The 21,099-nt window shown below is 56.6% G+C and carries 19 protein-coding genes; 13 read left to right on the plus strand and 6 right to left on the minus strand.

Annotation, left to right across the window (positions count from 1 at the left end):
• Positions 1-54: 54 nt before the first annotated feature.
• From HCU74_RS19150 to cobB, 7 genes are all read left to right on the plus strand, one after another.
• A complete protein-coding gene (locus HCU74_RS19150) occupies positions 55-2,199 on the plus strand; it encodes a YjbH domain-containing protein (protein WP_168452039.1) in 2,145 nt (714 codons plus the stop codon).
• Between the two features lie 62 nt (positions 2,200-2,261).
• Positions 2,262-2,984 (plus strand): dethiobiotin synthase, encoded by a 723-nt coding sequence (bioD, locus tag HCU74_RS19155; RefSeq protein ID WP_246864729.1) that lies wholly within the window; start codon positions 2,262-2,264, stop codon positions 2,982-2,984.
• Positions 2,985-3,263: 279 nt separating this feature from the next.
• Entirely contained in the window at positions 3,264-5,051 is a 1,788-nt protein-coding gene (locus tag HCU74_RS19160) for an acyl-CoA dehydrogenase C-terminal domain-containing protein (RefSeq protein WP_168452040.1), read from the plus strand.
• Positions 5,052-5,150: 99 nt separating this feature from the next.
• Positions 5,151-6,938 (plus strand): acyl-CoA dehydrogenase C-terminal domain-containing protein, encoded by a 1,788-nt coding sequence (locus HCU74_RS19165; protein WP_168452041.1) that lies wholly within the window; start codon positions 5,151-5,153, stop codon positions 6,936-6,938.
• Positions 6,939-7,051: 113 nt separating this feature from the next.
• Entirely contained in the window at positions 7,052-7,240 is a 189-nt protein-coding gene (locus tag HCU74_RS19170) for a DUF3094 family protein (protein WP_168452042.1), read from the plus strand.
• Between the two features lie 126 nt (positions 7,241-7,366).
• Positions 7,367-7,798: a VOC family protein gene (locus HCU74_RS19175; RefSeq protein ID WP_168452043.1), complete on the plus strand. Its 432-nt coding sequence runs from the start codon at positions 7,367-7,369 to the stop codon at positions 7,796-7,798.
• A 28-nt stretch (positions 7,799-7,826) separates the two neighbouring features.
• Positions 7,827-8,534 (plus strand): Sir2 family NAD+-dependent deacetylase, encoded by a 708-nt coding sequence (gene cobB, locus HCU74_RS19180; protein WP_168452044.1) that lies wholly within the window; start codon positions 7,827-7,829, stop codon positions 8,532-8,534.
• 8 nt (positions 8,535-8,542) lie between these two features.
• Here the strand turns inward: cobB and HCU74_RS19185 are convergent, their stop codons facing one another.
• Positions 8,543-9,418 (minus strand): AraC family transcriptional regulator, encoded by an 876-nt coding sequence (locus HCU74_RS19185; protein ID WP_168452045.1) that lies wholly within the window; start codon positions 9,416-9,418, stop codon positions 8,543-8,545.
• A gap of 240 nt (positions 9,419-9,658) precedes the next feature.
• On the opposite strand from HCU74_RS19185, the gene HCU74_RS19190 reads away from it, so the two are divergent.
• The 5 genes from HCU74_RS19190 to mmsB all read left to right on the plus strand — a co-directional run bounded on the left by HCU74_RS19190 (position 9,659) and on the right by mmsB (position 15,192).
• A complete protein-coding gene (locus HCU74_RS19190) occupies positions 9,659-11,080 on the plus strand; it encodes an aldehyde dehydrogenase family protein (RefSeq protein WP_168452046.1) in 1,422 nt (473 codons plus the stop codon).
• A gap of 93 nt (positions 11,081-11,173) precedes the next feature.
• Positions 11,174-12,334, plus strand: coding sequence for an acyl-CoA dehydrogenase family protein (locus HCU74_RS19195; RefSeq protein ID WP_168452047.1), 1,161 nt, complete (start codon positions 11,174-11,176; stop codon positions 12,332-12,334).
• Positions 12,331-13,122: an enoyl-CoA hydratase gene (locus tag HCU74_RS19200; RefSeq protein WP_168452048.1), complete on the plus strand. Its 792-nt coding sequence runs from the start codon at positions 12,331-12,333 to the stop codon at positions 13,120-13,122. Before HCU74_RS19195 ends, HCU74_RS19200 begins: the two co-directional genes overlap by 4 nt.
• On the plus strand, positions 13,122-14,246 hold the full coding sequence (locus HCU74_RS19205) for an enoyl-CoA hydratase/isomerase family protein (protein WP_246864730.1): 1,125 nt from the start codon (positions 13,122-13,124) through the stop codon (positions 14,244-14,246). Before HCU74_RS19200 ends, HCU74_RS19205 begins: the two co-directional genes overlap by 1 nt.
• Before the next feature lie 58 nt (positions 14,247-14,304).
• Positions 14,305-15,192, plus strand: a complete 888-nt coding sequence (gene mmsB, locus HCU74_RS19210; protein WP_168452050.1) for a 3-hydroxyisobutyrate dehydrogenase — start codon at positions 14,305-14,307, stop codon at positions 15,190-15,192.
• Between the two features lie 105 nt (positions 15,193-15,297).
• On the opposite strand, the gene HCU74_RS19215 is transcribed toward mmsB, so the two are convergent.
• The 5 genes from HCU74_RS19215 to HCU74_RS19235 form a co-directional block, all read right to left on the minus strand.
• Complete coding sequence (locus tag HCU74_RS19215; protein WP_246864731.1) at positions 15,298-15,531, minus strand: ComEA family DNA-binding protein; 234 nt, start codon at positions 15,529-15,531, stop codon at positions 15,298-15,300.
• Between the two features lie 174 nt (positions 15,532-15,705).
• Positions 15,706-16,764: an extracellular solute-binding protein gene (locus tag HCU74_RS19220; RefSeq protein ID WP_168452052.1), complete on the minus strand. Its 1,059-nt coding sequence runs from the start codon at positions 16,762-16,764 to the stop codon at positions 15,706-15,708.
• Positions 16,765-16,791: 27 nt separating this feature from the next.
• Entirely contained in the window at positions 16,792-17,562 is a 771-nt protein-coding gene (locus HCU74_RS19225) for an ABC transporter permease (protein ID WP_168452053.1), read from the minus strand.
• Positions 17,555-18,496 (minus strand): ABC transporter permease, encoded by a 942-nt coding sequence (locus tag HCU74_RS19230; RefSeq protein WP_246864732.1) that lies wholly within the window; start codon positions 18,494-18,496, stop codon positions 17,555-17,557. Before HCU74_RS19230 ends, HCU74_RS19225 begins: the two co-directional genes overlap by 8 nt.
• On the minus strand, positions 18,453-19,535 hold the full coding sequence (locus tag HCU74_RS19235) for a polyamine ABC transporter ATP-binding protein (protein WP_168452054.1): 1,083 nt from the start codon (positions 19,533-19,535) through the stop codon (positions 18,453-18,455). Before HCU74_RS19235 ends, HCU74_RS19230 begins: the two co-directional genes overlap by 44 nt.
• Before the next feature lie 272 nt (positions 19,536-19,807).
• Here HCU74_RS19235 and HCU74_RS19240 point away from each other — a divergent pair, with 272 nt between their 5' ends.
• Positions 19,808-21,028, plus strand: coding sequence for an argininosuccinate synthase (locus tag HCU74_RS19240; RefSeq protein WP_168452055.1), 1,221 nt, complete (start codon positions 19,808-19,810; stop codon positions 21,026-21,028).
• Positions 21,029-21,099 lie beyond the last annotated feature (71 nt).

Genomic DNA, 21,099 nt, shown 5'->3' on the forward strand with positions numbered 1-21,099 from the left:
GGCGCCAGTCGCCCTTTTTTACGTCTAAAGAAACTCATTGAGTAGGGGTCTCCATTGAAAAGGAATGCATTCTTGGCGCCGTGGCTGTTATGCCCACTGGCCGCTGCGGCGCAAAGCAATATGAATATGCAGGGGATGAGCGGCTTGTTTAATGTGCCCGACGCCTCGGTGTTGGAGTATGGCACTGCGGTGCTGGCCCACGACCGTCAGGTGGATGGTCGCTTCGCCAGACCGCGCACCCGCAATGCCGCGGGCAATGACATGACTATTTCGGCGGGGGCCTTTCCCCATGTGGAAGTAGTCGGGCGGAATGTGACGACCACGACGACAACCGAGGGCTCGGACCTTTCTTTTAATATCAAGCTGCAGTTGCCCTGGGAATTGATCGAGGGGGTGGACTTCGCCATCGGCGAGATGGATCTCGGTGGCTCGGTCAATGAATATGATACCCAGTTTGGGGTTGTTACCGCCCAGTTGGGGGATTTTCGCACTACGATTGGTTTTGGTAAGGCCGATGGCAAGGCGGCAACAGGTACCGGCCGTCTGGACGGGGTGTTCTACGGGGTAGAATATCTCGCCACAGATTGGCTTAGCCTGATTGTCGAGGATGATGTGCACACTCTGAACACCGGGCTGCGTTTGATGACCCCGCCGGGGCTGTTGCCAGAGGGGTGGAAACTCGCGGGCTCCTATATGTTGTCACAGGAAGAGGGGGTAAAGGATCGCCAGGATTGGTATGGCCTTGCCTTGACTGTACCTCTGTCAGCAGATTACGACCGCGAAATTCCCAAAAGCCGCGACCGTCAGCCGCCGGCCGTTGCCTATACCGGCAAGGTTGTTGAGGAGCGTCTGGATAGCAACGACGCGGTTGATCTGACTGCACCGCCGCAAAGTGAATATATTCGCGCGGAATACCGCGCAAAAATGCGCTCCGCCGAGAACCTGGATAAGGTAGAAAGCCTTCGCCGTCGTTTCCGTCACGCCGATTTTGAGCAGGTGCGGGTGCAGCGCAATGGCAACGAGTGGGTTATCGCCTTTGAGAATTACCGGTACAACGCCAATGCCATAGATGCCTTGGGTATTGCGGCGGGTATTGCCGCTGAGGCACTTCCGGAAGGCAGTCGCTTCTACCTGCAAATGGAAAAATACGGCGTGCCGATATTCGGTATGGGTGGCGACTCGTCGGCATGGGGGCGCTTTTTGAATGACGACGCAGGCATGCCGGAAAGTGTACTGATTGCCGCGCCCTCTAACCGAATTCGCCGGCGGAGTAATCAAGGTATGCTCGATGCGGTACTGGGCGGCACTCTCGATTACTTGGCGTTTAGGCCCACGCTGGCCATAAAGCCGGTGGTGTCTTCCACATTGGGTACAGAATTTGGTGTACTCGACTACAGCGTAGCAGCCCGGGCCGACCTGATGATTCCTTTGTGGAAGGGGGCGGCATTGAATATGACCCGCGACTGGTCTGTTTATGAAACAGAGGACTTTACTGAAGAAGGCGTCTTTGGCGGTGTGTTCCGTAATCAGGCCGTGCCCAGTGGTTTCCGCGACCGGATCATAAGTCAGACGATTCGTCACGGTAAGGGCTTTACCACGATGATTTCCGCGGGCCGGTTTTTCCGGGTCAACGACGGGGTGATGGTGGAAAGCCGCTGGGAGCCAGGTGATGGCCGCCACCGATTCCGCGCGATCGCCACCGACTTTGATTTCAAACATAATCCTGGTTTGAAACGTGAGGCGCGGCTGTGGTCCTACCGCTATTTTGCCGAGAGCACCAACTCTGAATTGAACCTCACTGCGGGCTCTTTTTCTGCCGGGGACAATGGCTATCGTTTTGACTTCACCCAGCACATTGGCGATACCCGAATACACCTCACGTATAAGGACTCTGAGGGAAATAAGTTCGCCGGAATTGGCTTTACCATTCCGCTGACGCCGCGGCAGGACATGGCCCGTATCGGTGGCCTGCAAGTCGTGGGTGCAGCCCGCTGGCGCTACGATATATCAACCATTCTGGGCGAGCAGGGCAATCGCCTGGTGTTTGGTCCCAATGTTGTGCCCACGGCGGGGTTCAATCTGCGTAACGGCTACTTCAATGTGGATCGCTTGAGCCCGGCCTATGTGCGGGCAAACCAGGAGAGGTTGCGCGATGCCTGGTTGAAGTATGGTGCTCCTCAGCAGCGTGCGTCTGAATAATGTGTCTTTGCTGATAGCGTGAGTTCGCAAAAAGGCCGGTGCGTTCGTACCGGCCTTTTTGCATGTTGTACCTTGTCCTGGGGGTGGCGATGAAACTGAAGTCCAAAACCTACTTTATTGCTGGCACTGACACAGATGCCGGCAAAACCTTAAGTGCCTGTGGCCTGTTGCGGCGAGCTGACAAAGAGGGGTTGCGTACCCTGGCGGTCAAGCCGGTGGCGGCGGGCGCGGTTGAGGTTGACGGAAAACTGCGTAATGATGACGCGCTGAATCTGTCAGCGGCAATAAACCAGCCATTGAGCTACGAACAGCTCAATCCGGTGGTTTTCGCGCCGCCAATTGCTCCCCATATTGCGGCGGCGAAGGAAAATCGCCGTATCACTGCCAGCCAACTGGCCGGATACTGCCGTGGGGTGATGATGCGTCCTGCGGATATGGTGTTGGTGGAGGGGGCCGGGGGCTGGCGGGTACCGCTATCGGGGCGAGAAACGATGGCGGATTTGGCCGTGGCCCTGCAAGCACCGGTGATTTTGGTTGTAGGTCTGAAGCTCGGCTGTATTAACCACGCCCTGCTGACGGTTGAGGCGATACAGCGGGATGGACTGGTGCTTGCCGGCTGGATTGCGAATCAGATTGACGCGCATATGAGTCATGCCGCTGAAAATATCGACACCTTGACCCAGCTCATTCCCGCTCCCTGTCTTGGTGTTGTGCCCTTTCTTGACGATGTTGAGGGTGGGAGGGACGCCTCAGCCTTTTTAAATCTTTCAACGCTACGCGTGTAATAGCGCCCTTATCCTCTCCTGCCTCTCTATTTAATCGATCAAAATCCCCGTAAACAGCCCGTTACAGGCTGGGGGATAATGCGTATGCGACGACTTCGCTTTTTTAGATAACTTATTGTAAAAAAAGGAAATAGTACCAATTCCCGCCGTGGTAATTGGCCGAAATGACGGCCGGGCTAGGTCAAAAAGTCTTGCACAACAGGAAGAAATCACTATAGTTGTCACTGTCAACATTAGAGCGATAGACTCGCTGACTCGATTACTGATGAGGTTTTCTCCATGCCGCAATATAAAGCGCCACTCCGTGACATAAATTTTGTATTGAAAAATGTGCTCAATTGTAACGAGCACTTCGCGAGCCTGGCCGGCCGCGAGCAGGTCGGTGAGGATCTCGTCGACGCTATCATTGCCGAAGGTGCAAAATTTGCTGAAAACGTGCTGTCGCCGCTGAATCAGGTGGGCGATCAGGAAGGTTGTGTTTGGTCTGAAGAGGGCGTGAAAACCCCTACGGGCTTCAAGGAGGCTTACGAGCAATTCGCCGAGGGCGGCTGGCCTTCGATGACCGCCGATCCCAAATTTGGTGGCCAGGGCTTGCCGAATTCTTTGGGCCTTGTGGTTTCAGAAATGACCAGTTCTGCCTGTTGGTCCTGGGGCATGTACACCGGTTTGTCCCAGTCAGCAGCACGCCTGTTGGAAAACTATGCCGCTGAAGACCTGCAGCAAACCTATTTGCCCAAGATGACCGACGGCACCTGGGGCGGCACCATGTGTTTGACTGAGCCCCATTGTGGTTCTGACCTGGGCATTTTGCGTACCAAGGCGGAGTCTGCTGCTGATGGTTCCTACAAAGTGACCGGTACTAAAATTTTCATCTCCGGTGGCGAGCACGACATGATGGAGAACATCATCCATCTGGTGCTGGCGCGGATAGAAGGCGCACCCGAGGGTACCAAAGGGATTTCACTGTTCCTCGTGCCGAAATTCCTGCCCGATGCCGACGGCAATGTCGGTGAGCGCAATGGCGTGAGCTGTGGCAGCATAGAGCACAAAATGGGTATCAAGGCCTCCGCGACTTGTGTGATGAACTTTGACGGAGCGACGGGCTTTCTGGTGGGCGAAGAAAATCGCGGCCTGAATGCGATGTTCCATATGATGAACTCAGCCCGTTTGGGCACCGCGCTGCAGGGGCTCTCTGCGGGCGAGGCATCCTTTCAGGGTGCACTGGCCTACGCCACTGAACGTTTGCAAATGCGCTCGCTGACCGGGCCAAAAAACCCCGACGGCCCTGCCGATCCGCTGATCGTTCACCCGGATGTTCGCCGCATGTTGCTCACCCAGAAAGCGCTGGCGGAAGGTAGCCGCGCGTTTATCTACTGGGTGTCGCAGTTGATTGATGTGTCCTACTTCAGTGGTGATGAGCAGGCGCGGAAAGACGCGGAAAACCTGTCTGAACTGCTGACCCCGATAGCCAAGGCCTTCGTTACTGAAACCGGGCTGGAGTCTGCGAACTACGGTATGCAGGTGTTTGGAGGCCACGGTTATATTTCCGAGTGGGGCATGGAACAGATCGTTCGCGACCTGCGTATTTCTACCCTGTACGAAGGTACTACCGGCATTCAGGCGCTGGACCTGCTGGGACGCAAAGTCATGGGTTCCGGTGGCAAGCAGTTGATGGTGTTCACCAAAATCATCCACGATTTCTGCAAGGCCAACGAAGGCAAGGAAGAAATGGCACCCTTTATCAGCAAGCTCGCTGAGCTGAATAAAGAGTGGGGCGATGTGACGATGAAGATCGGCGAAAAGGCGATGGAAAACCCGGACGAAGTCGGAGCGGCCTCTGTCGATTACCTGATGTATTCGGGTTATATCTCGTTGGCGTATATGTGGGCGCGCATGGTTGCGGTTGCTCTGGAAGGCGATCGTGACGACGAGTTCCTCAAGGCGAAATTGCAAACCGCGAATTTCTACTTTCAGCGCCTGTTGCCGCGTACTGAATCGCACAAACTGTCTATGCTTAACGGTGCCGAGAGTTTGATGGCCATGCCTGCCGAGGCCTTTGCATTCTGAGGCGTGTCTCGCGCCAGGTGACGCCCGCCCCGAGGCGGGCGTTTGTGTATAGGAATTCCCCAACAGGCATGACCGACGTCAGTGTCGAAGGAGAGAAAAATGCCCGAGTATAAAGCCCCCCTGCGGGATATGCAGTTTGTCCTGCACGATGTGTTCAAGGCCGAGGCCCTGTGGCAGGGTATGCCAGCTACTGAAGAGGTCAACCGCGAGCTCGCCGATGCCATTCTCGAAGAAAGTGCCAAAATTAACGAGGGCCTGATTGCGCCGCTGAGCCAGTCCGGTCACGAAGAGGGTGTGCATTGGAACGAAGGGGTGGTGACGACCCCAAAAGGCTATCCAGAAGCTTTTCGTCAGCTCGCTGAAGGCGGCTGGGGTGGTCTGTCCGGTGCGCCGGAGTACGGTGGCCAGACCATGCCGAAAATGCTGGTGCTGCTATTTGAGGAAATGCTCTACTCCTCAAATATCGCGATGGGCCTTTACCTGACCCTGACCTCCGGTGCGGCATTGGCCATCGACAGCCACGCGTCGGATGAACTCAAACAAAAATATCTTCCCAATATGTACTCTGGCAAATGGACAGGCGCGATGTGCTTGACCGAAAGCCATGCCGGTACTGACCTTGGCATGATTCGCACCAAGGCGGTGCCAAACGCCAACGGCAGTTATGATATTTCCGGTACCAAGATATTTATCACCGGCGGCGATCACGACCTGACCGAAAACGTGATCCACCTGGTATTGGCCAAATTACCCGACGCTCCGGCGGGCTCAAAAGGCATTAGCCTGTTCCTGGTGCCCAAGGTGAAAGTGAATGACGATGGCAGCCTCGGCGAGGCGAACGGGGTTCACTGTGGCAGCATCGAGCACAAAATGGGAATCAATGCCTCGGCGACCTGTGTGATGAATTTCGACAACGCCGAAGGGTATCTGGTGGGTGAGATCAACCGCGGTCTCCAGGGTATGTTCACCATGATGAACTACGAGCGCCTGTCGGTGGGTATTCAGGGGCTGAGTGCGGCGCAGACTGCCTATCAGTGGTCCTGTGAGTACGCCCGCGAGCGTTTGCAAAGCCGTGCCCCTACCGGGCCGGTGAACAAGGATGCCGCGGCCGATCCTATTATCGTGCACCCGGATGTGCGGCGTATGCTGCTCACCCAGAAGGCTCTGGTTGAGGCCGGTCGCGCCTTTGCGGTCTATGTTGGCAAGCAGCTTGACGTATCCAAGTTTGGTGACGGCGAGGCAAAAGCCCGAGCTGCGGGTATGGTTGAGTTGCTGACGCCGGTGGCCAAGGCCTTCCTCACCGATAAAGGGTTTGAGGGTACTGTACTGGGGCAGCAGGTATACGGTGGTCACGGTTATATCCGCGAGTGGGGCATGGAGCAGTTGGTGCGGGATGTGCGAATCGCGCAGATCTATGAAGGCACCAATGGTATTCAGGCGATGGACCTGATGGGACGTAAAGTGGCGGCAAACCGCGCCCAAAACATGCAGGCTCTGCTGGGCGAGATACGCGACTTTGCGCAGAGCGCCGACTCGGTGGCAGGTATGGAAGAATTCCTGACGCCGCTGCGCGACGCCGTCGATAACCTGGAGTCTCTTACTGAATACGTGCTGGGCGAGGCTGCAAGTGACGCCAACGCCATTGGCGCGGCGGCCAACGACTACCTGCATGTGGTGGGCTTCACCCTCTACATGTATATGTGGGCGATGATGTGCCGCGCGGTGCTGTCTGGCGATAGCCAGCAGGGCGAGGCCTTTGCCACGGCGAAACTGCAAACTGCCCGTTACTTTGTTCAGCGTCTGCTTCCCCAGACGGCGGCGCTCAGCCAGTCGATCCGCAGTGGCAGTGCCAGCCTGATGGATGTTGCCGAGGACGCCTTTGTCTAAGGCAGGTTAATTTCCCGGTCAGCGCGGAGTTCTGGCGCCGAAGGCGGCATCCTGAGATAATGGGGGCCGCCTTTTTTTGTGCGCCACAGCCAGGATAAACAGCGGTAACTGCAATGGAAAATGAACATAACAAGCTTTACCCCGAAGACCAGGCCAAGGTTGATGAGTATCTGAAGGTCGGCTACAACAATGTTGAGCGCAAACCCTTCAGGCCGTTCAAACTCTTGTTAATTCTGATTGTCGCGGTGTCTACAATGAGTATCGGCAGTGTGCTTTTGGCACGGCTAACCGGTATTTACTGAACACAAGGGTATATTTTATTCCGCAGCTGCCTTTTCGGGGTTCGCCCCGACGCAGATGCCCCGCCTTTCCACGGCCTTTTACGGTCGCTAGACTGATACCCTGCAGTCGAAATCGGAGAGGTTGCCATGAATATCACTCTCACTCATATTGCCCAGCACGTGCATAATGTCGATGCCTGTGTAGAATTCTATCGTCGCTACGCATCGCTGGCGGTTGTCCATCACCGTCGGGATGGCAGTCAGCAGGTGGTGTGGTTGGCTGAGCCCGGGCGGGAGCGGGAATTTATTCTCGTCCTGTTATCCGGTGGAGCCGGTAGTCCCCAAGCTGATCATGATTATTCCCACCTGGGTTTTGCCGTGGCCTCCCGTAGTGAGGTAGAGCGTATCGCCAGACAGGCTGATGAAGAAGGTCTACTCGCCTGGGACTGTCGCGATGACGTCTATCCGGCGGGCTACTACTGCGGCGTTCGCGACCCTGATGGCAAAGTGGTCGAATTCAGCTACGGTCAGCCATTGGGGCCGGGGGCAGAGGACCGGCTGGTCGACAATATCGAGTGATTACTCGTTATCAGGAGAGTAGGGCGGAATGATAAAGCGGATTGTGGTGTTAACCGGAGCAGGAATTTCTGCTGAGTCTGGCATACAGACCTTTCGCGCCGCAGACGGTCTGTGGGAGAACCACCGGGTAGAAGATGTTGCGACCCCGGAGGGCTTTGATGCCAATCCCGAACTGGTTCAGTCATTCTACAATCAGCGCCGTCGGGGCTTGCTCTCTGCAGCGGTGCAGCCGAATGCGGCGCATATTGCGCTGGCTGAACTGGAGCAGAATTTTCACGGCGAACTGCTACTAGTAACCCAGAATATCGATGATTTGCATAAGCGCGCCGGCTCCCGCCGTTTGATTCATATGCACGGCGAGTTGCTGAAAATGCGTTGCATCAGCAGCCAGCAGGTTTTTGAAATACTTGAAGATATTACCCCCGAGCTACGCTGTCCCTGCTGCGGGCTCAGGAATATGTTGCGGCCCCATGTGGTGTGGTTTGGCGAAATGCCGCTGGCGATGGATGACATCTATACTGCTCTGGCCAGGTGCGATGTATTTGTCGCGGTAGGCACCTCGGGTCAGGTCTACCCGGCAGCGGGCTTTGTCGAAGTCGCCAACGAGGCGGGAGCGCGCACGATCGAAGTGAACCTGGACGACTCAGCCCGGACCAGTGCCTTTGCAGAGCAGCGCCGGGGCCTGGCCAGTCGGGAGCTGCCGGCACTGTGTCGCGAGCTGCTCGGGGCGCAGTAGTTTGCTGTTTACACCCGCCGGTGTTGGCGATATTCGCTGGGCGACAGGCCGATGGTCTTTTTGAATACGCGGGAAAAATAGTAGGCGTCGTCATAGCCGAGTGCCGCAGCGACTTCCTTGATGGACATGCCGGTGCTATCCAGCAAATAGCAGGCCCGCTGAACCTTCATATTAATAAAATACTGAATCGGTGATTGCCCGCTCCACGCTTTGAATTTTTTAGTGAAGTGAAACTTCGACAGATTGGCGCTGGCGGCTAATTCGTCGAGATTGAGCTGGCCGTGGATATGTTCCTGCATCATCGCCCGCAAGCGCTCCCAGTCCAGCCCTTTGCCACTCTGCGGCCGCTGCTGGCGTTCCAGTAAGGCGATGTAACTGAGCAGGGCCTGAATCTGGTGGCAGCCCTGAATAAACTCGGCCAATTGATAGGCGCTGCGGCGCAGCTCCGACAGGCCGTCGAAAATACGCACGACCCGCGGTTGCAGGCCAATGTAAAGTTTGGGACTGGTCAGGCGGCTGTGCTGATAAAACGCGTCGGCCAGGCGTCCGTTGAAGTGCAGCCAATAGATCGTCCAGGGATCGAGGTCGTCGGCATGATAGGCGTGGCTGTGCCCGCGGGGGAGAAGCACGAGGTCGCCACTGCGAATGTCGTATTGCCGATCGTCACACACCAGAGTGCCGTGGCCGCCAGTGCAATACATGATCAGGTAGTTGTCATGGGTCTGGCGCAGCATATGATGCTTGCGTGCGATGGGGTAATAGCCCATCGCCAGCGGGTAAAGACCCTCGGTCAGAGGGTGCTGGGCCAGCAGCTGCACCATAAAACGGGGGGTCAAAAAGCGCACACCGTTGGCCGGCAGGGGCCACTCAGAGGTTATCGCCATGGTGCAGAGGTGCTCATTGTTGAGGACTATTGGCCACTGGACTGGCTCATTGATTGCCGTTAGATAGCAATATAGTCCATCAAGTCGCCAAGATAATCAATCGCGGCGGGTCTGGGCCTGTGTTTCTATAGGGGGCTAGGAAACATAATTTGGGCGTCGTTCAACAACCCCGCCGCAAGCAGGGGGAGCATTGTAGCGATCGTCGGCGTGTTGACTTCTACTATAATCAGGATTTGTATCATGGCTACCGAAAATACCCCCGCAGCAAATGAAGATGCGCTTTATATCCAGTCGCTGATTGAGCGTTCACGCGCGGCTCAGCAACAGATTGAAAATTACACCCAGGAGCAGATCGACGAATTGATCACGGCGATGGTGTGGGCGGTGGCGAAGCCGGGTGTGGCTGAGAAAATCGCCCAATTCACCCTGGATGAAACCCAGCTGGGGAACTACGACGGCAAATTCCTGAAAATCTTCCGCAAAACCCGCGCTGCGCTCTACGATATTATTGATGACAAGTCAGTGGGTGTTATCGAGGAGGACGCCGAGCGCAATTTAGTTAAAATCGTCAAGCCAGTCGGCGTTATCGGTGCACTGACCCCCTGCACAAACCCGGAGGCAACACCGGTTATCAAGGCGATTTCATCGGTGAAAGGGCGCAACTCCATCATCATCGCGCCCCACCCGCGTTCAAAGCTGACCAACAAGATGATCTGCGATCTGATGCGCGAGGCCATCAAAGCCTGTGGCGCGCCGGAGGATCTGGTGATTTCTATCGATACACCGAGCATGGAACGCACCGCAGAATTAATGAAGCAGTGCGACCGCATTCTGGCCACCGGTGGTGCGCCTATGGTGAAGTCAGCCTACTCAAGTGGCACACCGGCTCTGGGTGTGGGTGCAGGTAACGCGGTCATCACCGTTGACGATACCGCTGATCTGGACGAAGCAGCGGAGAAAATCCGTATCTCCAAAACCCTCGATCTCGCAGCGTCCTGTTCTTCGGATAACGCGGTAGTGGCCTTTGCGTCAATCAAGGACGCGCTGCTGGAGAAGCTCCAGGCTCAGGGCGGCTATCTGTGCAACGAGGAAGAAAAGGCCAGGCTTCAGGCCATTATCTGGGAAGACGGTCATATCGCTGCGCGCATCGTCGCCCAGCCCGCACCGGTGTTGGCGGATATGGCGGGCATCAATCTGCCCGATGGCAAGTCCTTCCTGATTGTGCCCGAGGTGGGTGCCGGCCCCGACTACCCATTCTCCGGTGAGAAAATGTCGGTCGTAATGGCCTTTTACACCGTGAAGGATATCGACGAAGCCATTGCCCAGGTAAATGCCATTCAGGCCTATCAGGGTATGGGTCACTCCTGTGGAATTTATTCCTACAACGACGACAATATTATGAAGTACGCGATGGAAACCAAAACCTCGCGGGTAATGGTTAACCAGCCACAGGCGCCGTCAAACAGTGGCAACCTGTGGAATGGCATGCGTCAGACCTTCTCCCTCGGTTGCGGAAGCTGGGGTGGTAACGCGACCAATAACAACATTACCTGGCAGGATCTGGTCAATATCACCTGGGTATCGCGTCCTTTGGCCAAAACCAAAGAGCTGCCCGCGGATGAGGTGTTGTTTGCCTCTGCGATTGCCAAGCTGGGCGAGTAAACGCCAGGGCTGCAGCGCCCTTGCCATGCAAAGGGCCCGCGGTGGCCCTTAATCTTTTATTTGCACCACATTACATAATATGAGTTGCCGCCGATGGATTTTGAGTTAAACGAAGATCAGATCGCGTATGCCGAGAGTGCACGCCAGTTTGCAGAGGGCGTATTTGCGCCCAACGCGGCCCGCTGGGACGCCGAGCATATATTCCCCAAGGACGCACTGCGCCAGGCCGGCGAACTGGGTTTTATGGGAATGTATACCCCGGAAGATGCGGGCGGACTGGGGCTGAGTCGTCTGGACACCAGCGTTATCGTTGAGGAGCTGGCCAAGGGCTGCACCTCCACGGCGGCTTTTCTCACCATTCACAACATGGCTACCAGTATGATCGGTCACTACGGCACCGCCGAGGTGATTGAAACCTACTGCCCTGCACTGGTCACGGGTGAAACACTGGCCTCCTACTGCCTGACCGAACCCGGTGCCGGGTCTGATGCGGGCAGCCTGCGCAGTACTGCCCGCCGCGATGGCGACGACTACATTATTAACGGCAGTAAAATGTTTATTTCCGGTGCGGGGTCCACCGATGTGTTGGTTGCCATGTTGCGCACCGGTGCCGCTGGCCCCAAGGGCATCAGTGCATTTGTGATACCGGCCGATGCCCCGGGTATCAGCTATGGCAAACCCGAGGAAAAAATGGGCTGGAACAGCCAGCCCACTGCGACGGTAACCTTTGAGGACGTGCGCGTACCCGCCGGTAATATGCTTGGCGAAGAGGGTCAGGGCTTCCGCATTGCCATGCAGGGACTGGACGGCGGTCGCATCAATATCGCCACCTGTTCTATCGGTACCGCCCAGGCGGCACTGGAAACCGCGACAGCCTATGTCAACGAACGGCAACAGTTTGGTCAGTCGATCGCCGACTTCCAGAACACCCAGTTTAAATTGGCGGATATGGCGACCAAGCTGGTCGCGGCCAGACAAATGGTGCGTTTGGCGGCGGTAAAACTCGACAGCAAGCACGCCGAGGCCACCAGCTACTGTGCGATGGCCAAGCGTTTTGCCACCGATGTCTGTTTTGAAATTTGCAACGACGCCCTGCAACTGCATGGTGGCTACGGTTATATTAAAGAATATCCCCTGGAGCGACATTTGCGGGATGTTCGTGTACACCAGATTCTGGAAGGTACCAATGAAATCATGCGGGTGATTATCGCCCGGCGACTGTTAATGGAAGGCGCACTGGAGTTAATTAAATGAGCCAATACAGCCCTACAGAAAAACTGAAAGTAGAAATTATCGATCACACGGCACTGGTTACCATCGACAACCCCGGTGCCAATACCTGGGATGCGGAATCCCTGGTCGGTCTGAAAACCCTGGTAGAAAACCTCAATGCGGATCGCAATATCTTCAGTTTGGTGATTACCGGTGCCGGAGAAAAATTCTTCTCTGCCGGCGCCGATCTGAAAATGTTTGCCGATGGCGACAAAGAAGTCGCCTATGACATCGGCCTGAAATTTGGTCAGGCCTTTGAAACCCTGGCGGATTTCCGTGGGGTGTCTATTGCCGCGATCAACGGTTTTGCCATGGGCGGTGGACTTGAGTGTGCCTTGGCCTGTGATATTCGTATTGCGGAAACTCAGGCGCAACTGGCGCTGCCCGAAGCCAAGGTGGGCTTGTTACCCTGCGCTGGCGGTACTCAACGACTGACTGCGCTGGTGGGCTCAGGCTGGGCGAAGCGAGTGATTCTTTGTGGCGAGCGCTTGAAGGCCGATAAGGCCCTCAGCATCGGTCTGGTCGAAGAGGTTGTGGAGACCGGCACCGCCAAGGAGGTGGCTTTGAAGCTTGCCGCGCAGGTGGGCCAGCAAAGCCCCGTCGCGGTCAGCTTCTGCAAGGAGCTGGTACATGAGGCCCGTGATGCGGTAATGCCCAAAGGCCTGATGCTGGAGCGTGAGCGTTTCGTACAGCTGTTTGACACTGCCGACCAGAAAGAGGGTGTTAACGCCTTTCTGGAAAAGCGCAGCCCGGAATGGAAAAACGCCTGATGACTGCCGAACAAATAGAAGAGGTATTGTTCGAGGAGCGGGAGACCGCCAGCGGCCTCCACCTCGGTGTCATAACCCTGCATGTTGAGAAAACCCTCAACTCGCTGACGCTGAATATGGTCGAGCGTATGCTCGCTACACTGCGTGACTGGCGCGACCGCAGTGATATCGCCTGCGTGTTTATTCGCGGAGCCGGCGAAAAGGCACTGTGTGCCGGTGGCGACGTTCAGGCACTGTACCGTTCGTCCATCGAGCAGCCCGGTGGGCCCTGTGAGTACGCCGAGACCTTTTTTGAAACAGAGTACCGGGTCGATTATCTGCTACAGCAGTTCGCCAAGCCCGTGGTCGTATGGGGCCACGGCATTGTCATGGGTGGCGGCCTCGGTGTGTTCGCGGCGGGTAGTTACCGCGTAGTGACTGAAAAGTCGCGGCTGGCCATGCCCGAAATCACCATCGGCCTTTATCCCGATGTTGGCGGCAGTTATTTTTTAAATCGCACACCGGGCAACAGTGGCTTGTTTCTGGCGCTGACAGGCGCGTCGTTCAATGCCAGCGATGCCCTGTATCTGGGAATGGCAGAGGGCTTTATCGAGCATCAATACCTTGAAGAGGTACTGGATGCCCTGACCCGGCACGCCTGGTCCAGTAGCGTAGGTGACAACCAGGAGCGGCTGTTTGATCTGATGCGCGGCTTTGTCGAGAAATCTGCCGGTGCGCGGCCCGAGGGGAATGTCGAGCCCGCCGCCGCGGAAATTGAAGCACTGTGTCAGCAGGATGACGACGTGGCGATTATCGAAGCGATCAGCACGCTGCAGAGTGATAACCCGTGGTTGCAAAAGGCCGGGGCGAGCCTCGCCGCCGGTTCACCCCTCAGCGCTCGGCTGATTATCGAGCAGTTGCGCCGTTGCAAGGGTTTGAGCCTGCATGAGGTCTTTAAAGCGGAGCTGGTGTTGTCTACCAATATTGTGCGCGGCCGCGAATTCGCAGAGGGTGTGCGCGCCTTGTTGATTGACAAGGACAGAAACCCCCAGTGGAGTCACGACTCGGCAGCGGCGGTCAGCGACGCCGACATCGCGGCGCACTTTGCTGCGCCCTGGGCAGAAAACCCGTTAAACACCATTTAACAAGGACAAGGCGATGGCAGTGCTATCGCCTGAACAACGGCGAAATAAGGTAAATAACATGGCAAAGATCGCGTTTATTGGTCTCGGAAATATGGGCGGCCCGATGGCAGGTAACCTGCTGAAAGCAGGGCACCAGGTCACAGTGTTCGATTTGGTTGACGCGGCGATGGACGCTCTGGTGCAACAGGGGGCGGCGAAGTCCTCCTCTGCGCTGGGTGCTCTGGAAGGCGCCGACACTGTGGTGACGATGCTGCCGGCAGGCAAGCATGTCGCCGGGCTGTATCTGGGCGATGAAGGGCTGATTGCCAAGGCTGCGCCGAACACCCTGTTCCTGGATTGCAGCACGATCGATGCCGACACCGCGCGCCGGGTCGGTGCCGCCGCCGCAGAGCAGGGTTTGGAAATGCTCGACTCTCCGGTATCCGGTGGGGTCAAGGCAGCTCAGGCAGGCACTTTGGCCTTTATGTGCGGCGGCACCGAGGCCGGCTTTGAGCGCGGCAAGAAAATCCTTGAAGCCATGGGCAAGAATATTTTCCTCGCCGGTGGTCACGGCGCGGGTCAAATCGCCAAAATCTGTAACAATATGTTGCTGGCTGTGCATATGATTGGCACCGCAGAGGCCTTGCAACTGGGCGCCAACAACGGCTTGGATCCCGCCGTGCTGTCTGAAATCATGCTGAAAAGCTCAGGTAAGAACTGGTCGCTGGAAACCTACAACCCCTATCCCGGGGTGATGGAAAACGTGCCTGCCAGCAATGACTACAAGCCCGGCTTTATGGTTCAGCTGATGTTGAAGGACCTTGGGCTGGCAATGGAAAACAGCTTGCTGACCCAAAGTTCTGTGCCGATGGGTGCACTTGCCCGAAGCCTGTATGCATCGTTCTCTGCCAAAGACGGCAATGCACAGCGGGATTTCTCGGCGATACTGGAAATGTTCCAGTCCTGATTTACCGATGAAGATGTGTAGACCTGGGCGACAACCCTGCGCGGTTGTCGCCTTTTTTGTGTCTGAATAGGGACAAAAAAGGCGACTTGAAGAGAGGGGCGGTACTTAGCGGGCTTGGTCCTGACCAATCGCAGGCAGTTCGATCAGATCGGTATTGTCCGACAAGACCTTGCTGCCGATGCCGGGGACATCCAGCAGTTCTTCGCGGGTTTTGAATGGGCCATTGCTGTCGCGATAGCGAATAATCGCCTCGGCGCGTTTGGGCCCGACTCCCTTGAGTTGCTGAAGCTCGGTGGCGGTGGCGGAATTGATATCCAGCGCGTAGGCGGTGGATGTCATGAGGCTGCCCAATGAAAAAACAAGACATAAAACTGCCGCACAGCGGCGGAGGGGTTGCTTGATCATCGCAAAATCCTTTTTGTTGATGATGGGGTGCGCGTTGTGCGCGGAAAAAGTGTAGCACAGACACCGCGGGAGCGGTAAAGCGGCCCGCAGTGTCTGGTCGCGTCAGGCTTATTTCACCTTGAGCTCGGTCCACAGGCGGCTCATCACGCGCCGGCTTTTGGCGTTGCGTGCGTCCAGAGTTTCCAGCGAGTTCAGTTGTTGCTCGCTGGGGAAGATGGCAGAAATCGCCAGAATCTCTTCCTCGATAAAGGGCTTGGCTGCCGCATTGGGGTTGCCGGTGCCAACAATATTGCTCAGCTCCGCGGCGTTTTCCGGCCGCATCATAAAGTTGATAAACTGGTGTGCCAGTTCGGGGCTGCGGGCTTTCCTGGGAATTACCATATTGTCCAGCGCCAGCACGGCACCCTGTTTCGGAATCACAAAGTTTACTGTGAAACTGCGTCCGGCTTCGGCGGCGTCGCTGCGGGCCTGGAACATGTCGCTGGAGTAGCCGTGGGCCACCCAGATATTACCCACGGTTAATTCCTTGATGTAACTCGACGAGTTGAAGGCGGCCCAGTAGGGTTTGGCCTTCAGGATCACTGCCTGGGCTTCCTTCAGGTGTTTTTCGTCGCTGTCGTTGGCGGAGTAGCCAAGGTATTTCAGGGCGGCGGCGAACAGCTCCTCAGAGTCGTCCATAACCGTCACCTTGCCTTTGATCTTGCTCAGTACCTTGGGGTCGAAAATTATCGACCAGTCACCGGGCTCCAGGCCAAGTTCTGCCATTTTGGTTTCGTTGTAGCCAATCAGCGTGGTGGTGAACGCATAGGGCAGGGAGTAAGTATTGCCGGGGTCGTAGCTTTTGTTCATAAAACCAGCGGCCATATTGCCGATGTTGCTCAGCTTGCTCTTGTCCAGCGGCGTTAAAAAGCCCTGTTTGACCAGCGCTTCAACAGCGTTCTGGGTGGGGATCACGATGTCGTAGTCACCGTTACCCGCAAGCAGTTTCGCCATCATTTCTTCAGTGGCAGAAAAATAGTCCTGCACGACCTTGCAGCCGCACTCGCTTTCAAAGCGGGCAACGGTTTCATCGGCAATATAGTCGTTCCAGTTAAAGAGGTTGAGGGCCTTGTCGGCCAACACAGTTTGCGAAAGGCCCAGCACTACACAGCACAGAAACTTTTTCACGGTCGTATCCTGTCAAAGGGGGAAGGGTCAGCTTCTCAGGCTTTGTGGTGAGAAGCGGGAAAGTACGGTAATCAGCACCAGCGTCAACAGCATCAGCAGGGTCGATACCGCGTTTACTTCCGGGGTGACGGCAATTTTGACCATGGAGTAGATCTCCAGGGGCAAGGTGGCACTGCCCACACCGGCGGTAAAGAAGGTCACAACAAAATCGTCAATTGATAGGGTAAACGCCATCATCATGCCGGCAATGACCCCTGGCAACAGCAGCGGCAGGGTAATCAGCCGAAAGCTCTGCCAGGGGCTGGCACCGAGATCCCGGGCCGCTTCCAGCAGACTGTCATCCATGCCGCTCATCCGCGCCTGCACCGCCAGCGCAACAAAGCCGATACAAAAACTGACGTGGGCGAGAATAATGGAAATGCTACCCAGGCCGATATTGAACAGCATAAAGGTCAGTAGCAGGCTGACGCCGATGAGAATGTCAGGCATGGCGACGGGGCCGAGGACCAGCGCCGACAGCCATTTCTGCCGAAAGCGGTGCAGGGCGATACCGGCCAGGCAGCCGAGCACCCCGGAGAGCAGCGCCGCAGCGAGGGCAATAATCAGCGAGTTACGCGCGGCTTGCAGCATTTGTGGATTGCTGAACAGCTGGTCGTACCACTTCCAGGTAAAGCCCACCCACTCAGCGTTCAGCCGTGAGTCGTTGAACGAAAACACCACCACAACCGCCAGCGGTATGTAAAGGAACAGGTAGACCAGCGCACTGGCCAGCAGCAAGGTTTTACGCGGTCTAGCCATTAGCGGTTCCCTTGGGGCGACCAAAGCGCCCGGCAATTGCCACCAGCATTAGAGTGATAGCGGTGAGTACCAGCGACAGCACGCTGCCAAAGGGCCAGTCGCGGGCCTCGACAAATTGTTGTTTTATCACGTTGCCAATCATGATGCCGTTGGTGCCTCCGAGCAGATCGGGAATGGCGAATATGCCCAGTGAGGGGATAAAGACCAGTACCCCGCCGGCGTAAATGCCGGGCAGACTGAGCGGCCAGGTGATTTTCCAGAAGCGCTGACGGGCATTGGCGCCAAGATCCTGGGCCGCATCCAGCAGGGCAGGGTCGTGCTTTTCCAGATTGGCGTACAGCGGCAGAATCATAAATGGCAGATGGACATAGACCAGACAGACAATGACCGCGGTGCTGCTGAACATCAGATTCACCGGTTCGAGCCCAAGCAGGCCGGTCACCGCATTCAGCCCTTCCGACAGCGCGCCCTGGGGACTGAAAATAATCATCCAGGCGTAGATGCGCACGAGGAAGTTGCTCCAGAAGGGCAGAATCACCAGCAGCAACAGTAGGTCCCGGTGTCTTTTCGGACTGCGGGCGATGGTCAGCGCCAGCGGATAGGCCATCAGCGCACAAATCAAGGTGGTCAGCAGGGCGAAGCCAAGGGACTTGAGCAGCAGGCCCAGGTAGATGGTGGACTCGACCAGCCGCAGCCAGTTTTCCGTAGTCAGATCAAGACTGAGCTGACCGTCGTCGATGTAGTACCAGGGCGCGAGACCGCCGTATTCGCCGGGGTAGCGGAACGAGGCCAGCAGCATGAGCAGGCTGGGTACGGCGAAAAATACCACCAGATAGGCCGCCGGTGGCAATGCCAGCAGCACCTTGCTGAGACGATGATGCATGGCCACCTCAGCGTACCAGATGCCCGGCATCGGCATGCCAGGCGATTTCAACGGTGTCGCCGGGATCAAACAGGCGCGCGCGCCCCGGCGCGCTATTGGCCAGCAGCGCCTCGACTTTCACGCCTTCGCCCAGCTCGACGATGTAAATGGTGACATCGCCCATATACAGAGTGTCGTGTACCTGACCACGAAAGTGCAGTTCGGCGTCGTTGGCTTCCAATTGTTTGGCCAAGCGTATTTTTTCTGGGCGCAGAGTCAGGGCGCAGCGCTCTCCCGAGTGTAGATTGGCGGGAATGTGGGCGGATAGGGAAATCCGCCCCAGCCCGTCAAGTTCGACGTCTACCCGGTCGCTGTGGCTCTCGATAACGGTGCCGTCGAGGATGTTGCACTGGCCGATAAAGTCCGCCACAAAACGATTGCCCGGGCAGTTGTACAGCTGGGCAGGCTCGTCGATCTGGCTGATTTCACCCTGATTCATTACCGCGATACGGTGGGACAGGGCCAGTGCCTCGCCCTGATCGTGGGTGACGTAGACAAAGGTGATGCCAATATCCTTTTGCAGGTTGATTAACTCAATCTGCATTTGTTCGCGGAGCTTGGCATCCAGTGCTGACAGGGGTTCGTCCAGCAGCAATAGGCGCGGGCGGTTGACCAGCGCCCGGGCAATCGCGATGCGCTGGCGCTGACCGCCGGACAGTGCTTGCGGATAATGACGTGCCTTGTCGGGCAGGCGGACATCCTCCAGTACCTCCTCGACACGGCGGGCAATCTCGGTTTTGTCCAGTTTGGCCATACGCAGCGGGAAGGCGATGTTGTCGGCCACCGTCATATGGGGGAACAGCGCGTAGCTTTGAAAGACGGTGTGAACAGGCCGCTTCTCGGGGGGCAGGTGCAGCAGGGACTTGCCGTCGAGCAAAATGTCGCCGCTGTCGGGGTGGTCGAACCCCGCAATGCTGCGCAGCAGAGTGGTCTTGCCACAGCCGGAGGGCCCCAGGAGTGTAAAGAACTCCCCGGCATGAACACGCAGATTGACATCGCGCAGCGCGAGATACTCGCCATAACGACGTGATACATCGATAATTTCTAACACGCTGGGCGAGTTCCGCGAAAGTTGAAAACGACGCTAATGTCGGGCTAATGGGGGTTCAGGTCAATCCCTGAGCGGCCAATAATTTTTGCAACTTTTTCCTAAAAAATTGGCTGCGAGCTGCGCGCGGCGTGACGTTGCGGCCTGTTTTGCTCGAAACCGCGCTCTGCGTGGGCCTGCGGCATGGCACCCAAGGGCAAACCTAGCTAAAATGGCGGTCTTTTTTCCCTCTGACGGGCCGAATTCGGTCGCGTTGGCGTTTTCTGGAGTGTGTGATGTCGGATATCAACAAGGTGGTATTGGCCTACTCAGGTGGCCTGGATACCTCTGTTATCGTGAAATGGTTACAGGAGACCTATCAGTGCGAGGTAGTCACCTTTACTGCTGATATCGGTCAGGGCGAAGAGGTCGAACCCGCGCGTGCCAAGGCCAAGGCATTGGGCGTGAAAGAAATTTATATCGACGACCTGCGCGAAGAGTATGTACGTGACTTCGTGTTTCCGATGTTTCGCGCCAATGCGATTTATGAGGGGGAGTACCTGCTGGGCACCTCTATCGCTCGCCCGCTGATTGCCAAGCGCTTGATTGAAATTGCCAACGAAACCGGTGCGGATGCCATCTCCCACGGTGCGACGGGCAAGGGCAACGATCAGGTGCGCTTCGAGCTGGGCGCCTACTCCCTCAAACCCGGTATCAAGGTGATCGCCCCTTGGCGGGAGTGGGATCTTACTTCCCGGGAAACGCTTATGGCTTATTGCGAGCAGCGCAATATCCCGGTGGACTTTTCCTCCAAGAAGAAGAAATCGCCCTACTCGATGGACGCCAACCTGCTGCATATCTCCTATGAAGGCGGCAATCTGGAGGATCCCTACTGGGAGCCGGAAGAAGATATGTGGCGCTGGAGTGTCAGCCCCGAGAACGCGCCGGACACCCCGACCTATATCGAACTCGGCTACGAAAAAGGCAACCCGGTCAGCCTCAACGGCGAGAAATTAAGCCCGGCCACAATGCTGGCAACATTGAATAAGTTGGGCGGCGACAATGGTATTGGCCGTCTTGACCTGGTTGAAAACCGCTATGTGGGAATGAAGTCCAGAGGGTGCTACGAAACCCCTGGCGGCACCATTATGTTGCGTGCACACCGTGCGATCGAGTCAATTACCCTTGATCGCGAAGCCGCTCATTTGAAGGATGAGCTGATGCCGCGTTACGCCAAGCTGATCTACAACGGCTACTGGTTCAGCCCCGAGCGCCGTATGATGCAGGCCGCCATCGACGAGTCGCAGGGCTTCGTCAACGGTACGGTGCGTCTGAAACTCTATAAAGGCAATGTTGTCGTAGTTGGCCGCAAGTCAGATAACTCGCTGTTCGACGAAGCGATTGCCACCTTTGAAGACGATGCTGGCGCCTACGACCAAAAAGACGCAGAGGGCTTTATCAAGCTCAATGCGCTGCGTTTGCGTATTGCCGCAAACAAAGGTCGCTCGCAACTCTGAGCCGTTTGGTGTCCTGGGGCGAACCTCGCTCCGGGTCACTGGCCGGTAAAGGCCTACACCGACTTGATAAA

The organism is Spongiibacter thalassae, from assembly GCF_012272835.1.
In the GTDB taxonomy this organism is placed as follows: domain Bacteria; phylum Pseudomonadota; class Gammaproteobacteria; order Pseudomonadales; family Spongiibacteraceae; genus Spongiibacter; species Spongiibacter thalassae.

Bases quoted from the DNA above. Each gene is read 5' to 3' on its own strand.
- bioD (WP_246864729.1), top strand. From the start codon at position 2,262: ATGTTGTACCTTGTCCTGGGGGTGGCGATGAAACTGAAGTCCAAAACC.
- HCU74_RS19160 (WP_168452040.1), top strand. From the start codon at position 3,264: ATGCCGCAATATAAAGCGCCACTCCGTGACATAAATTTTGTATTGAAA.
- HCU74_RS19165 (WP_168452041.1), top strand. From the start codon at position 5,151: ATGCCCGAGTATAAAGCCCCCCTGCGGGATATGCAGTTTGTCCTGCAC.
- HCU74_RS19170 (WP_168452042.1), top strand. From the start codon at position 7,052: ATGGAAAATGAACATAACAAGCTTTACCCCGAAGACCAGGCCAAGGTT.
- HCU74_RS19175 (WP_168452043.1), top strand. From the start codon at position 7,367: ATGAATATCACTCTCACTCATATTGCCCAGCACGTGCATAATGTCGAT.
- cobB (WP_168452044.1), top strand. From the start codon at position 7,827: ATGATAAAGCGGATTGTGGTGTTAACCGGAGCAGGAATTTCTGCTGAG.
- HCU74_RS19185 (WP_168452045.1), bottom strand. From the start codon at position 9,418: ATGGCGATAACCTCTGAGTGGCCCCTGCCGGCCAACGGTGTGCGCTTT.
- HCU74_RS19190 (WP_168452046.1), top strand. From the start codon at position 9,659: ATGGCTACCGAAAATACCCCCGCAGCAAATGAAGATGCGCTTTATATC.
- HCU74_RS19195 (WP_168452047.1), top strand. From the start codon at position 11,174: ATGGATTTTGAGTTAAACGAAGATCAGATCGCGTATGCCGAGAGTGCA.
- HCU74_RS19200 (WP_168452048.1), top strand. From the start codon at position 12,331: ATGAGCCAATACAGCCCTACAGAAAAACTGAAAGTAGAAATTATCGAT.
- HCU74_RS19205 (WP_246864730.1), top strand. From the start codon at position 13,122: ATGACTGCCGAACAAATAGAAGAGGTATTGTTCGAGGAGCGGGAGACC.
- mmsB (WP_168452050.1), top strand. From the start codon at position 14,305: ATGGCAAAGATCGCGTTTATTGGTCTCGGAAATATGGGCGGCCCGATG.
- HCU74_RS19215 (WP_246864731.1), bottom strand. From the start codon at position 15,531: ATGACATCCACCGCCTACGCGCTGGATATCAATTCCGCCACCGCCACC.
- HCU74_RS19225 (WP_168452053.1), bottom strand. From the start codon at position 17,562: ATGGCTAGACCGCGTAAAACCTTGCTGCTGGCCAGTGCGCTGGTCTAC.
- HCU74_RS19240 (WP_168452055.1), top strand. From the start codon at position 19,808: ATGTCGGATATCAACAAGGTGGTATTGGCCTACTCAGGTGGCCTGGAT.